Source organism: Streptomyces deserti (genome assembly GCF_054782695.1).
On sequence record NZ_BAAGRZ010000001.1, the window covers coordinates 41310 to 55210 of the forward strand.

The 13901-nt window shown below is 70.9% G+C and carries 10 protein-coding genes; 1 reads left to right on the top strand and 9 read right to left on the bottom strand.

The window, feature by feature from the left end; genetic code table 11:
- Positions 1-70: 70 nt before the first annotated feature.
- Entirely contained in the window at positions 71-2356 is a 2286-nt protein-coding gene (locus ACYVMZ_RS00215; RefSeq protein ID WP_461076247.1) for an ABC transporter permease, read from the top strand.
- 30 nt (positions 2357-2386) lie between these two features.
- On the opposite strand, the gene ACYVMZ_RS00220 is transcribed toward ACYVMZ_RS00215, so the two are convergent.
- From ACYVMZ_RS00220 to ACYVMZ_RS00260, 9 genes are all read right to left on the bottom strand, one after another.
- Positions 2387-3334 carry a hypothetical protein gene (locus tag ACYVMZ_RS00220; RefSeq protein WP_461074223.1) on the bottom strand — a complete coding sequence of 316 codons (948 nt, stop codon included), beginning with the start codon at positions 3332-3334 and terminating at the stop codon, positions 2387-2389.
- An 87-nt stretch (positions 3335-3421) separates the two neighbouring features.
- Positions 3422-5074 (bottom strand): glucose-6-phosphate isomerase, encoded by a 1653-nt coding sequence (gene pgi / locus ACYVMZ_RS00225; RefSeq protein ID WP_461074224.1) that lies wholly within the window; start codon positions 5072-5074, stop codon positions 3422-3424.
- Positions 5075-5149: 75 nt separating this feature from the next.
- Positions 5150-6418, bottom strand: coding sequence for an MFS transporter (locus ACYVMZ_RS00230; RefSeq protein ID WP_461074225.1), 1269 nt, complete (start codon positions 6416-6418; stop codon positions 5150-5152).
- Between the two features lie 156 nt (positions 6419-6574).
- Positions 6575-6910: an RNA polymerase-binding protein RbpA gene (locus tag ACYVMZ_RS00235; protein WP_119105043.1), complete on the bottom strand. Its 336-nt coding sequence runs from the start codon at positions 6908-6910 to the stop codon at positions 6575-6577.
- 211 nt (positions 6911-7121) lie between these two features.
- The gene (secG, locus tag ACYVMZ_RS00240; protein WP_461076249.1) at positions 7122-7352 is read right to left on the bottom strand and encodes a preprotein translocase subunit SecG; all 231 of its coding nucleotides are present in this window, start codon (positions 7350-7352) and stop codon (positions 7122-7124) included.
- Positions 7353-7453: 101 nt separating this feature from the next.
- Positions 7454-8230: a triose-phosphate isomerase gene (gene tpiA, locus ACYVMZ_RS00245; protein ID WP_461074226.1), complete on the bottom strand. Its 777-nt coding sequence runs from the start codon at positions 8228-8230 to the stop codon at positions 7454-7456.
- Positions 8231-8236: 6 nt separating this feature from the next.
- On the bottom strand, positions 8237-9448 hold the full coding sequence (locus tag ACYVMZ_RS00250; RefSeq protein WP_461074227.1) for a phosphoglycerate kinase: 1212 nt from the start codon (positions 9446-9448) through the stop codon (positions 8237-8239).
- 144 nt (positions 9449-9592) lie between these two features.
- A complete protein-coding gene (gap, locus tag ACYVMZ_RS00255; protein WP_461074228.1) occupies positions 9593-10600 on the bottom strand; it encodes a type I glyceraldehyde-3-phosphate dehydrogenase in 1008 nt (335 codons plus the stop codon).
- A 235-nt stretch (positions 10601-10835) separates the two neighbouring features.
- Positions 10836-13790, bottom strand: a complete 2955-nt coding sequence (locus ACYVMZ_RS00260) for a M14 family metallopeptidase (RefSeq protein ID WP_461074229.1) — start codon at positions 13788-13790, stop codon at positions 10836-10838.
- Positions 13791-13901 lie beyond the last annotated feature (111 nt).

Here is a 13901-nt window from a genome sequence, read left to right on the forward strand (position 1 = left end):
CCTGCGCCACGTTCGGGCCTCGCGCCGCGTGCGGGCCTCGCGCCGCGTGCGGGCCGAGGGGCTGACGCCCGTGCGAGCCACCCTGCGCTGGGCGCACTCCGATCTGCGCACGCACCGCGGTGAGGCGCTGTTCCTGGTCCTCGCCACCGCGGGCATCGTCGTGTCGCTGCTGCTGGCCACGGCCCTCTTCGGGTACGCCACCAACCCCTGGCAACGGGTCTTCACCCAGGCGCGCGGCGCCCACGTCTGGCTGCACACCGCCGCCACGGCCGACACCGGCAGGCTGGCCGCGCTGGACGGCGTCGAGTCCGTCGCCGGTCCGTACCCGACCACCTCCGTCACCGTCGCCTCGCGCGGCAGCCGCGCCTCCGTCGAGCTGCGCGGCACCCCCTCCGAGCCGCCGTCCGTGGGCCGTCCGCTGCTCACCTCCGGGCACTGGCTGGACCCGGCGACCCCGGACGGCGTGGTCCTGGAGAGCCGTCTCGCCCGGGCGCTGCTGGCCCAACCCGGCGACCCGCTCACCGTGCCGGGCACGGCACGGAAACTGACCGTCGTGGGCATCGCCGACAGTGCCGAGCCGCGCTACCGGCCCGGCGAGCAGCCCGGGCTGGTGTGGGCGCTGCCGTCCGCCGTGGCCGACCCCGGCGGGCAGGTGATCGGGCTGCGGCTGACCGACCCCGACGACACCGACTACGCCGTCCAGCGTGCCGTGACCGTGCTGGGCGCCGGGGCGATCGGCGAGGTGTCCACCTGGAAGCAGGCGCGTGCCGAGGCGCAGGGCGACAACCGGCTGCTCGGCCAGGTCCTGGGGCTGTTCGGCCTCGGCGCGCTGATCGCCGCCGGGCTCGCCGTGCACGGCGCGATCGGCACCCGCATCCGCGGCCACCTGCGGGACATCTCCGTACTGAAGGCCATCGGCTTCACGCCCGGCCAGGTCGTCCGCGTCTTCCTGCTCCAGCACCTGGCCTACGCCCTGCTGGGCGCCGTGTCCGCCGCCGCGCTCACCGAGGCGCTGGGCAGCCGGGTCCCCGGGCGTCTCGGGGACGCGGTCGGGGTGTGGCAGGGGCTGCCCGGGCACACGGTGGCGCTGTTCGCGGTGCCGGTGGGTGCGGTGCTGTTCATCGGTGCCACGACCGGGCTGGCGGCCTGGCGGGCGGGGCGGGTGCCGCCGGTGCCGGTGCCCCGGCCCGCGGCGCCGCTGGGCGGCCGGCTGTCGGGCGTGGCCCGGCGGGCCCTGGGGGTACGGGTGCCGCCCGCGCTGGTCCTGGGCTGGCACAAGGCGTTCACCCGTCGGCCCCGGTCCCTGGGCACGTTCGCCCGTCTCGCGCTGCCGCTGCTGCTGATCGTGGTCGCGATGAGCGCGTGGACCACCATCGACCGTTTCCACAGCAGCCCGGAGCGGGTCGGGCTGCCCGCCGCGCTCACCGTCCGCGCCGACGCGCCTCTGAGCGACCGGGACGCCCGCACGCTGCTGGAACGTGATCCGCAGGTCGCCGCCGCCTACCCGGGCGTCGAGGTGGCGGCCCTGGTACCGGGCCAGACGGCGACCATCGCCCTGCGCGGCCTCGGCACCCGCGAGGACCCCTACCCGTACACCCTGGCCGAGGGCCGCCCGGCGCGCGGGCCCGACGAGGCGGTGGCCGGGCAGGGGCTGCTCGACCTGCTGGACGTGCGGGTCGGCGACTGGGTGCGGATGACCGTCGGCGACCAGCCGCAGATCCTGCACATCGTGGGCCGCAGCATCGAGCCGGAGAACGCGGGCCGGGTCGTGTCCACCTCCCTCGACACCCTCCGCGAGAACGACCCCGGCCTCCGCCCGACCCTCTACCAGCTCCGCCTGGACTCCGGCGCCGACCCGCACACGGTCGCCGACCGGCTGGCGGAGGCCGGACGCGGCCACCTCGACGTGCACACCGTGACGAACCCGGCCGACGGGCTCTCCCCGCTGCGAGGCGTGGTCCTCGGCCTGATCGCCGTCCTCGCCCTCATCGGGCTCATCGAGCTGCTGACCGCGATCGGCGGCACCGTCCGCGAGGGCGAACGCGACCTGCTGGCGCTGAAGGCGATCGGCCTGTCCCCCCGGCAGATCACCGCCATCACGGTCACCGCCACCGGCTGTACGGCACTGGCGGCGGTGCTCGCCGCCACCGCCCTGGGGCTGCCGCTCGCGCACTGGCTGATCGACGCCCAGGGCCGGTCGAGCGGCATCGGCGCCGGGATCGCCCAGGGGCCCTCCCCTGCACTTCTGCTGCTGCTCGGGACAGGGGCCGTCCTCGGAGCCGCCGCCCTCGCCGCCGTACCGGCGGCCCGGGCGGCACGACGCCGGCTCGCGGACACCCTGAGCGCGGTCGCCTGACCGACGGCATGACGGCACCGGCTTCGCGGCTCAGCGGCTGTCGGGTCCCGGCCCGTACGGGTGGCCGTACGGGTGGCCGTACGGGTTGCCGTGAGGTGGCGCGTACGGATTGCCGTACGGATGCCCCTGGGGCGGTGGGTACGGGTTTCCGTACGGGTTCCCCCGCGGCGGCACGTGGGGCGATCCCGCCGGAGGCATCGGCGGCGTCGGCGGAGGCGGACCCGGAACGCGCGGCAGGGTCGCCGGGTGGGCTGCCAGCCGGATGCCGTACCGGCGTCTGAGCCGCCGCGTCTCCAGCAGCGCGATCCCCGTGACGGTCACCGGGGCGGCCAGGATGAAGACGATGCCCATCATGAGGCTGAGGCCGTGCAGGTCGCCGGTGACCAGGTCGAAGACGGCCATCAGCCAGCTCGTGACCGCGGCGAGCAGCGGCGGGAGGCAGCGGTGCACGGCGGCCGTGCCGAAGAAGTTCCCCGAGATGTAGAAGGCGCCCGCGCACACGAAGAAGGCCATCCACATCCCGGCCAGCATGATCGGCATCCTGGTCAGGCTGTCGAGCCGGTACGACAGGTGGAAGGTCAGCACCGTCGCGAGGGCCGAGCCGACGAACAGCACAAGCAGCTTGAGCGCGTTGACGAGCGGCTCCCGCAGCTGCCGGACGGTGCCGCCGCCGGAGCGCCGCCAGGCGTAGAGCATCACGCCCAGCGTGGCCGGTGTGAGGAACAGCAGCACGGCGCAGGCGGTCGCCGCGTTGTCCAGCATCTCCGTGAAGGCGAAACCGCCCTGGACGTAGGTGTAGACACCGAGCGCCGCGACCGCCCCGGCGATGACCCGTGCCCGCTTGAGCGCGTCCACCGTCGGATCGAGCGAGCCCGGTATCCACGTCGGATGGAACACCGCCCGCGCCACGCGATGGGGTTTCAGGAAGGACCGGGCGGTCAGTGTGCCGCCGGTCCAACTCCGCTGTGGACTGGTCACCTTGTACTCCCCCGAGTGATCGTCTCACTGATCGCCCGGGAGTCTACGGCAGCGGGCGGCCGCGCACCGCCCGCTGCCGCGTCCCGCTCACTGCCGGCCGCGCAGCTCCCGGTACGTGGCGACCAGGGCCTTGGTGGAGGCGTCCAGGCCCGGGACCTCGGCACCTTCGGTCAGTGCGGGCTCGATACGCTTGGCGAGGACCTTGCCGAGCTCGACGCCCCACTGGTCGAAGGAGTCGATGTTCCAGACGGCGCCCTGCACGAACACCTTGTGCTCGTAGAGCGCGACGAGCTGGCCGAGCACGGACGGCGTCAGCTCGCGCGCGAGGATCGTGGTCGTCGGGTGGTTGCCCTTGAACGTCTTGTGCGGCACCAGCTCCTCCGGCACCCCCTCGGCCCGCACCTCCTCCGGCGTCTTGCCGAACGCCAGCGCCTGGGTCTGGGCGAAGAAGTTGGCCATCAGCAGGTCGTGCTGCGCCTTGAGCTCGTCGCCCAGCTCGGCGACCGGCTCGGCGAAGCCGATGAAGTCGGCCGGGATGAGCTTGGTGCCCTGGTGGATGAGCTGGTAGTAGGCGTGCTGCCCGTTGGTGCCGGGCGTGCCCCACACGACCGGCCCGGTCTGCCACTCCACCTCGCGTCCGTCCCGGCCGACGTACTTGCCGTTGGACTCCATGTCCAGCTGCTGCAGGTACGCGGTGAACTTGGACAGGTAGTGGCTGTAGGGCAGCACCGCGTGCGACTCGGCGCCGTGGAAGTTGCCGTACCAGATGCCCAACAGGCCCAGCAGCAACGGCACGTTGGACTCGGCGGGCGCGGTCCGGAAGTGCTCGTCGACGAGCCGGAACCCGTCGAGCATCTCCCGGAAGCGGTCCGGCCCGATGGCGATCATCAGGGACAGGCCGATCGCCGAGTCGTAGGAGTACCGTCCGCCGACCCAGTCCCAGAACTCGAACATGTTGGCCGTGTCGATGCCGAACTCGGCGACCTTCTCGGCGTTCGTCGACAGGGCGACGAAGTGCTTGGCGACGGCGGACTCGTCACCGAGCGCGTCCAGCAGCCACTTACGGGCGGAGGTGGCGTTGGTGACCGTCTCGATGGTGGTGAAGGTCTTGGAGGCGATGATGAACAGCGTCTCGGCCGGGTCCAGGTCGCGGATGGCCTCGTGCAGGTCGGCGCCGTCCACGTTCGACACGAAGCGGAACGTCAGCGAGCGGTCGGTGTAGGCGCGCAGCACCTCGTACGCCATCGCGGGGCCCAGGTCGGAGCCGCCGATGCCGACGTTGACGATGTTCCGGATCCGCTCGCCGGTGTGGCCGGTCCACGCGCCGGAGCGCACCCGGTTCGCGAAGTCGGCCATCTTGTCGAGGACGGCGTGCACGCCCGGGACGACGTTCTCGCCGTCGACCTGGATCACCGCGTCCCGCGGCGCCCGCAGGGCGGTGTGCAGCACGGCGCGGTTCTCGGTCGTGTTGATCTTCTCGCCGCGGAACATGGCGTCGCGCAGCCCGAACACGTCGGTGGCGGCGGCCAGCTCGCGCAGCAGCCGCAGGGTGTCGTCGGTGACGAGGTGCTTGGAGTAGTCGACGTACAGGTCACCGACGCGGAGCGTGTACGCGGTGCCGCGGCCGGGGTCGGCGGCGAACAGCTCGCGCATGTGCACCTCGCCGAGCTCCTCGCGGTGCTTGGCCAGAGCGGTCCACTCGGGCCTCTGGTTGAGCCTCGTACGGCCGTCTGCGTTCATCTCGGACTTCAGCCTTCTTCCTTGCCTGCCTGTGCTGCTGCGTACCTGCCCCGCTGCCGGTCCCAACCTAATTGATCAGCGGTGGACGTGAGCTGTCGTGGCGCCGTCCTCCGGCGCAACAACAGGTACGTCCGGCCGGCGCGCGGGTATCAGCGCGGCGACGGACAGCGTGAAGAAGGCGGCCGCGAGCAGCGCCGGGGTGTTGGCTCCCCAGGCGGTGGCGACGGCGCCGCCGAGCAACGCGCCGAGCGGCGCCCCGGCGACCGAGAGGGTCCGGTAGGCGGAGCTGACCCGGCCCAGCATCCCGGCGGGGCTGCGCTGCTGCAGCAGCGTCGTCGTGCTGACGTTCCACACCATGCCCATGAACCCGAAGACCGCCATGGCCGCCACCAGCGCGCCCAGGCTGCGCACCGCGCCCATGACGACGAGCGCGCCGACCTGCACGACCCCGGCGGCGAGCACCGCCCGCACCTGCCCCACACGGGCGACGAGACGGCGGTTGGCCACTCCTCCGAGCAGGCTGCCGACGGTGTACGCGGTCAGGGCCGCCGCGTACCCCGTGTTGCCGGCGTTCAGCCGGCCGGTCACCAGGACCACCAGCGTGGCGATGAGGGCGCCCAAGCCGATGTTGCACAGGGCCGTGGCGGCGCACAGCCCGCGCAGTGCCCGGTCCCGGGCCAGGGTCCGCAGTCCTTCGGCGATCTCCCGGCGCAGGGTGCTGCCCGCCGGTCTCGGTCTCCGCTCGGGCGGGCGGGTGCGCAGGGAGGCGACCAGCGCGGCGGCCAGCAGGAAGGTGACGGCGCCGGCCGCGAAGGGCGCGGCGGCCCCGGCCGTCAGCAGCAGCGGCACGACAGGCCCGCCCAGCAGACCGCCCGCGACGCGCTGGCCGGTCATGAGGCGAGCGTTGGCGCTGCCGAGCGCAGCGCGGTCCACCAGGGCGGGCAACAGGGCGGTGGAGGCGTTGTCGAAGAGGGTCTGCAGGGTGGTGAGGAGGAAGGCCAGCGCGATGAGCAGGGCGATCGAGGCGTGACCGAGCGCGACGAGCACCGCGAAGGCGGCGACCAGCAGCCCTCGTAGCGCGTCCACCGTCCACATGGCGCGCCGCTGGTCCACCCGGTCGGCGACGGCCCCGCCGAGCAGGCCGAAGACGAGCCAGGGCAGATAGCCGCAGGCGGCGACGGAGGCGATGAGCAGCGGCTCGTCGGTCAGCGTCACGGCGAGCAGCGGCAGGGCGGCCGTACGCAGCGCGTCACCGAAGCTGGACAGCACGGCGGCGCTCCACAGGCGCCCGAAGCCGCCGCGCCACGCGGGCACACGTACATCCGTCGTCTCGGCCGTCGCCACAACTCCCCCTCACGGTTCGCCCGATGCACAAACCGTAGAGGGCACCACTGACAATCGGTCCGCGAGCGGCCTGCGGCGGGAGCCGGCAGGTGGAAGCGGCACGGCGGAGAAACAGCTCCGGCCAGGCGCCTCTCGGTGCCCGGCCGGTCTCAACTCCTAGATTTCGCCCCGCAGTTTGGCGAGCGCCTCGGCGAGGATCGCCTCGCCGTCCGCGTCGCTGCGCCGCTCCCGCACATACGCCAGGTGCGTCTTGTAGGGCTCGGTGCGCGGCGGGTCCGGCGGGTTGTCGCGGTCCTGTCCGGCCGGAAAGCCGCAGCGGGGGCAGTCCCAGGTTTCGGGCACCTGCGCGTCGCTGGCGAAGCTCGGCTGTGTCTCGTGCCCGTTGGAGCACCAGAAGGAGACGCGCAGCCGCGGCGCGGACTCGCCGCGCTCGGCCTCGCCCATCGGCCCCGCCCCGACCCGGCTACCTCGGATCGCGTTGCCACTTGCCACGGTCGTAACTCCCTGCGTGATGGTGCCGCGAAGCGAGTCGGCGTTTCCGCTTCGCTGCGAGCGCCTCAGTCTACGTAAGGCCCAACGCGCGTCCAGTGATTGGAGTTACAACCCCCACACCCAGACGCAAGCCCCATGATAGGCCGCGCTCAGCTGCGCGTACCGAACATGGGGCCTTACGTGCGGAAAGCGTGGGGAATGTGCGTGCCGCTCAGCTGTTCGCCTTCATCAGGATGCCGAGTACGACGATGCACGCCACCCACAGCAGAGCGACCACCACGGTGATCCGGTCCAGGTTGCGCTCGGCGACCGAGGAGCCGCCGACGGACGACTGCATGCCGCCACCGAACATGTCGGAGAGGCCGCCGCCCTTCCCCTTGTGCATCAGCACCAGCAGCATCAGCAGCAGGCTGAAGACGATCAGGGCGATCGAGAACCCCATAACCACGGCTGGACCAACTTCCTCGGATTCTGACGGACGACGCGGGGCCCAGCACACTGCTGGACCCCGCAAGGGTACGACGGATCGCCGCTACCGCATACTCACTGGTCGCGGAAGCGCACGATCTTGACGAACTCGTCGGCGTCCAGCGAGGCACCGCCGACCAGGGCGCCGTCGATGTCGGGCTGCGCCATGATCTCGGCGACGTTGCCGGACTTGACCGAGCCGCCGTACTGGACGCGGACCTTGTCGGCCACCTCCTGGGAGTACAGCTCGGCGATCTTGCCGCGGATGGCGGCGCAGACCTCCTGGGCGTCCTCGGCGCCGCAGACCTTGCCGGTGCCGATGGCCCACACGGGCTCGTAGGCGATCACGATCGTCTCGGCCTGCTCGGCCGGGATGTCCTTCAGGCCGCCCTCGACCTGGGCGAGGGTGTGCGGGACGGCGTTGCCGGCCTCGCGGACGTCCAGCTCCTCGCCGACGCACAGGATCGGGGTCAGGCCGTGCTTGAAGGCGGCCTTGACCTTGGCGTTCACGATCTCGTCGGTCTCGTTGTGGTACTGGCGGCGCTCGGAGTGGCCGATCACCACGTACGTGCACTTCAGCTTGGCCAGCATCGGACCGGAGATCTCGCCGGTGTAGGCCCCGGAGTCGTGCGCCGAGATGTCCTGGGCGCCGTACTTGATGCGGAGCTTGTCGCCGTCGACCAGGGTCTGCACGGAGCGCAGGTCGGTGAAGGGCGGCAGGACGGCGACCTCGACGGCCTCGTGGTCCTTGTCGGCCAGGGCGAAGGCGAGCTTCTGGACGTGGGCGATGGCCTCGAGGTGGTTGAGGTTCATCTTCCAGTTGCCCGCCATCAGTGGCGTGCGCGTGCTCATAAAAGGTCAGTCCTCCAGTGCGGCGAGGCCGGGGAGCGTCTTGCCCTCGAGGTATTCGAGGGAGGCGCCGCCACCGGTCGAGATGTGGCCGAATGCGTTCTCGTCGAAGCCCAGGGTGCGCACGGCCGCGGCGGAGTCGCCGCCGCCGACCACGGTGAAGCCCGGGGAGTCGAGGAGGGCCTGGGCGACCGCCTTGGTGCCCTCGGCGTAGTCGGGGTGCTCGAAGACGCCCATGGGGCCGTTCCAGAAGACGGTGGCGGCGTCGGCGAGCTTCGAGGCGTACAGCTTGCGGGTCTCGGGGCCGATGTCCAGGCCCTCCTGGTCGGCGGGGATGGCGTCCGCGGCGACGGTGGTGGGGTTCGCGGGGGCCTTGGTCTTCAGGTCCGGGAAGTCGGTGGCGACCAGCGCGTCGACCGGCAGGACGAGCTCGACGCCGGTCTTCTCGGCCCGCTCGATGTACTCCTGGACGGCCGGGATCTGGTCCTCCTGCAGCAGGGACTTGCCGACCTCGTAGCCCTTGGCCTTGAGGAAGGTGTACGCCATGCCGCCGCCGATGAGGAGCCGGTCGGCCTTGCCGAGCAGCTGGTCGATGACGGCGAGCTTGTCGGAGACCTTGGCGCCGCCGAGGGCGACGACGTACGGCCGCTGGACGTCCTCCGTCAGCTTCTTCAGGACGGCGACCTCCTTGGCGATGAGGTAGCCGGCGGCGTGCGGCAGCCGGGCCGGGAGGTCGTACACGGAGGCGTGCTTGCGGTGCACCGCGCCGAAGCCGTCACCCACGTACACGTCGGCGAGGGCGGCGAGCTGGTCGGCGAAGGCGCCGCGCTCGGCGTCGTCCTTGCTCGTCTCGCCGGGGTTGAAGCGCAGGTTCTCGATGACGGCGACCTGGCCGTCGGTCAGGCCCGCGACCGTGGAGGTGGCGGACTCGCCGACCGTGTCGGTCGCGAACGCCACGTCCGAGCCGAGGAGTTCACCGAGGCGCGAGGCGGCGGGTGCGAGGGAGAACGCCGGGTCCGGGGCGCCCTTGGGGCGGCCCAGGTGCGAGGCGACGACCACGCGGGCGCCCGCGTCGGCCAGCGCCTTGACGGTGGGCAGGACGGCGCGGATGCGGCCGTCGTCGGTGATGGTGGTGCCGTCCAGTGGCACGTTCAGGTCGGCGCGGACGAAGACGCGCTTGCCCGCGACGCCTTCGGAGAGGAGTTCGTCGATCGTCTTCATGGGGACTCCTGGAGAGAGAGCTCGTGATCGCTCGTATTCGCTCGTGATCGAACAGGTCTGATCTGTACGTGAGTCAGGGCTCGGACCGCGCGACCGCGCGCTGCCCGAGCCCTGCTCTCACATCGAGGTGCCTGCTTCAGTCGATCAGAGCTGGTTGCCGACGAAGACTGTCAGGTCGACGAGGCGGTTGGAGTAGCCCCACTCGTTGTCGTACCAGCCGATGACCTTCACGTTCTTGCCCTCCTGGACCATGGTCAGGGAGGAGTCGAACGTGCAGGACGCCGGGGCGTTGACGATGTCGGAGGAGACGATCGGGTCCTCGGTGTACTCGAGGATGCCCTTGAGCTCGCCCTCGGCCGCCTTCTGGAAGGCGGCGTTGATCTCTTCCTTGGTGACCTCGCGGGACAGCTCGACGACGAGGTCGGTGACCGAGCCGGTCGGGACCGGGACGCGCATGGCCATGCCGTCCAGCTTGCCCTTGAGCTGCGGAAGGACCAGGGAGGTGGCCTTCGCGGCGCCGGTGGTGGTCGGGATGATGTTCTCGGCGGCGGCACGGGCGCGGCGCAGGTCCTTGTGCGGGAAGTCCAGGATGCGCTGGTCGTTCGTGTACGCGTGCACCGTCGTCATCAGGCCCTTGACGATGCCGAAGTTCTCGTCGAGGACCTTCGCCATGGGCGCCACACAGTTGGTGGTGCAGGAGGCGTTGGAGATGACGTGGTGGTTCGCGGCGTCGTACGTGTCGTGGTTGACGCCCATCACGATGGTGACGTCTTCGTTCTTCGCCGGGGCGGAGATGATGACCTTCTTCGCGCCGCCGGTGATGTGCTTCTCGGCGTCTTCCTTCTTGGTGAAGATGCCGGTCGACTCGATGACGATGTCGACGCCCAGCTCGCCCCACGGGATGTCGGCGGGGTTGCGCTCGGACAGGACCTTGATGGTCTTGCCGTCGACGGTGATGGTGTCCTCGGTGTGCGAGACCTCCTGCTTGAGGCGGCCGAGGATGGTGTCGTACTTCAGCAGGTGAGCGGTGGTCGCGGTGTCACCCAGGTCGTTGACAGCCACGATCTCGATGTCTGCACCCTGCTCCAGCAGCGCGCGGAAGTAGTTACGACCGATGCGGCCAAAGCCGTTGATGCCTACGCGGATCGTCACGAACCGATCTCCTCGTTGGTACGCCGGCTCAGGATGCCGGCGAGCTGTATGGGATGTCCCCGACCACCCCCGACCCTACCTCCCCGAGGCGTCGGTGGTGACATCGAGATGGCCCATACACGGCAGGGCGGTCCGTACCCGCCAGTAGGGGTACGGACCGCCCGAGCCGGAGGGGCCGACGGGCGCCGGATCACTCGATCTGGCTACCGCGAGTCAGTGCCCGTTGACCGGCGATTCACTCGTCCAGGGCCGTGAGTGCCTTGGCCATGAGCGCCTTCCGGTCGGCCGCCGCGGGCAGGTGCTCCAGGCCGAAGCCCAGCAGCACGGTGTCGTCCGTGGTGACCGCTCCGTAGGTCTGGAACAGCGCTCCGGTGCGTGCCCAGTCCTTCAGGACGGCCGGGCTGCCCGCGGGCGGTCCGGCCACCTTCCAGGGGCCGAGGGAGGTCTCGAAGCCCTCGGTCTCCTTCGCCGCGCCGCCGATGACGAGCGAGGCCTCGTCGGCGAGGACGCCGTGGCCGCCGGTGCCCGGGTCGGTGACATAGCTGACCGACACCTCCACCGTCTTTCCGGCGTAGGCGCTCAGGTCGAAGTTCACCTGCTGCCAGCCGCTGGAGGCGCCGGTGAGGCTGTTCCAGGAACCGGTGGTGCCGGTCGCGGCGCAGCCACCGTCGGACACGGTCAGGTAGTGCTTCAGCCAGGGGTGCTCACCGACGTAGAACCCGCCCTCGCACTCCGTCGGCACGGTGGTGCGCGTGGCGCCGCCCGCCTCGGGGAGCGTGGTCCAGTCGTCGGCGCCGGCGGTGTGGGCCTCCACCAGGACGTGGTCGTAGCCGGGCTCGGTGTCCCACAGCAGCTGGGTGCGCAGCGTGGGCTTGTCGGCCGCGCTCACCCCGGTGAGGTCGATGGTGCGGGTGAGGCGCTTGTAGGCGTCGTCGGTGTGGACGGCGGCGGCCATGGAGGCGCCCGCGTAGGGCCCGTACGGGTTGACCGTCCCGGCGAACCGACCCGCGCCCGCGCTGGCGAACTGCGGGAACTGTGCGGCGGGCAGCTCGTCCGAGGTGACTCCGTACGTGCCCGCCTTGTCCAGCGGGTTGCCGGGCGCGTCGCCGAGTGTGCCGGTGACGCCGCCGAGCTTGCCGGAGCCGGTGAAGCCGGAGGCTCCGGGCGTCGACGTACGGGTGTAGGCGCCCAGGTAGTACTGGCTGAAGTCGTTCGACAGGGTGCCGCCGCCGAGGTCGACGCTGCCGCCGGCCTGCTCGCCCGCCTCGATCAGCTTGCCGCCCTCGTTGAGGAAGGCCCGCAGCTGGAGCTGCGTCGCGATGCCCGGGACGCTCGCGCCCGTGTAGTGGACGACGGTGCCGAAGTGGCTCAGCACACCGAGCGCGTCGGGCGCGCCCTGCGTGGCGACGTCCCAGACGATCGCCCTGCGGCCGTTGGCCTTGAGCGCGTCGACGTACTTCTGCGCCTGCGTGGCGGCCAAGCCCTCCTCGGCGACGACGAGGACGTCCGCGCGGGGCCGCTCGGCCACGGTGTAGGTGAAGCGCTCGCTGGAGACCGGCTTTCCGCTCTTCGTCTCGCCGGTGAACCACACCTCGACCTTGTCGCCCGGGTCGCCGTCGGCGACCTTGGCGCGGTACTCGTCGAAGTAGAGATTGTCCTCACCGCCGAAGGTCTCGCCGCCCTTCCAGGGCTTGAGCGCCATGTCCTCGACACGGCCGCCGTTGACCCGGTACTTCAGTTCCTTGTCGCGCACGGACTTCCGTGCGACGACGGAGACCTCCTGGTCGGCGCCGCGCGAGTACGACGTCGGGAACGCGGCCGGGGTGAAGTCGGCGGCGCCCAGGCCGACCGCCGAGGACGGCCGGTCGGGGTGGGAGGCGGTCTCGGCGACGGAGAGCGCGAACGGGACGTTCTTGGCGAACTCCTGCTGGATCAGCTTCTCGTCGTCCGGGAAGGTGAAGATCGACCGGCAGTCGGACGCCCGCCACTCGTCGTTCGGGTCGGCCTCCGAGACCGTCTGGCAGGTGGACATCTCCGGCGTGAACATCGCCGTGCCATTGACGTTGGACGCGTGACCGTCCGTCTCGCCGTTGGTGGTGTACAGCTCGGAGGACAGCTGTGGGTGGTAGCCCGGGACCGCGGGGTTCTCGGGCGTGCCGGCGAGGGCCTCGTACAGGACGTCGTCGGGGCTCGGGGTGGCCACCTGCCAGCCGACCCCGTAGAGGATGAGTTCGGCGGCGGAGTGGTAGTTGATGCCGTACGTGAAGCCGATCCGCCTCTGGAAGGCGTCCATGGCCCGGGTCTCGGGCTCGGAGGCCGGGCCCGCGCCGCGGTAGGTCTGGCTGGTGGGGTTGGGGGACGAACCCTCGTCGTCGTAGCCCCACTTGTAGGGGAAGTTGCGGTTGAGGTCGACGCCGTCGCCGGTCGAGATGACGCCGTCGCCGTTGACGTCCCGCAGGTTCTTGCGCCACAGGCGGGTGTCGTCGCTTTCGAAGGTGTAGTCGTAGCCGTCCGGGTTGGCCGTCAGGACGAACCACAGCTCGGTGGAGTCGACGATCTTCTTGATGCGTTTGTCCGTCTTGTAGTTGTCCAGGTAGTGGTGCATCAGCCGGCGGGTCATCTCCGGCGTGATCCATTCACGCGCGTGCTGGGCCGACAGGTACAGCACGGAGGGCTTGGAGCCGTCCTTGGACTTCTTCGCGCCCTTGGTGAGCTTCAGGGCGAGGATGTCCTGGCCCTTGATGGTCTTGCCGATGGAGACGACCTTGGTGAGGCCGGGGTTCTGCTGGGCGGTGCGGAGGATCTCCTCCTTCAGGCCGCCCTTTCCGCTGTACGGGCGGAACACCCCCTCGGCGGCGTTCTGGACGCGGTCCTCGGCCTTGGCGGAGAGGGTGTGCTCGGTGAGGTCGACGCCCTGCTTCTCCAGCTTCTTCGCCTGCTGGTCGGTGAGGTAGACCTCGACGGTGCCCTTGCCCTTGTCGGGCACCTGCTCGCCGAGTTCGTGACTGTCCTGGCCGGCGGCCAGCAGCAGGGGTACCTGCTTCTTGGTGACGTCCGCGCGGAAGACCTTGACCTCGTCCGCGTCGGATCCACGGGAGTCGTCCGGTTGTGCCTGGGCGACGGGTGCGAGGCTCGCTCCGCCGAGCAGGAGCGCGCCGACAGCGAGGATCGATCTCGCTCTTCGTCTCATGAACCCCCCTTGCGTGGGTTCGCCACAGCGGCGAACAGGTGCCAGGCTCATGACAGTTCATGATCGAGTCAAGGGTGCGTCACGACACGGAAACGCCGGTGCCGATCACCC

What these genes read in the sequence shown, in the direction of transcription:
- pgi (WP_461074224.1), bottom strand. Translation starts at nt 5,074, where the DNA reads ATGAACGCAGACGGCCGTACGAGGCTCAACCAGAGGCCCGAGTGGACC.
- secG (WP_461076249.1), bottom strand. Translation starts at nt 7,352, where the DNA reads ATGGGGTTCTCGATCGCCCTGATCGTCTTCAGCCTGCTGCTGATGCTG.
- tpiA (WP_461074226.1), bottom strand. Translation starts at nt 8,230, where the DNA reads ATGAGCACGCGCACGCCACTGATGGCGGGCAACTGGAAGATGAACCTC.
- ACYVMZ_RS00250 (WP_461074227.1), bottom strand. Translation starts at nt 9,448, where the DNA reads ATGAAGACGATCGACGAACTCCTCTCCGAAGGCGTCGCGGGCAAGCGC.
- ACYVMZ_RS00260 (WP_461074229.1), bottom strand. Translation starts at nt 13,790, where the DNA reads ATGAGACGAAGAGCGAGATCGATCCTCGCTGTCGGCGCGCTCCTGCTC.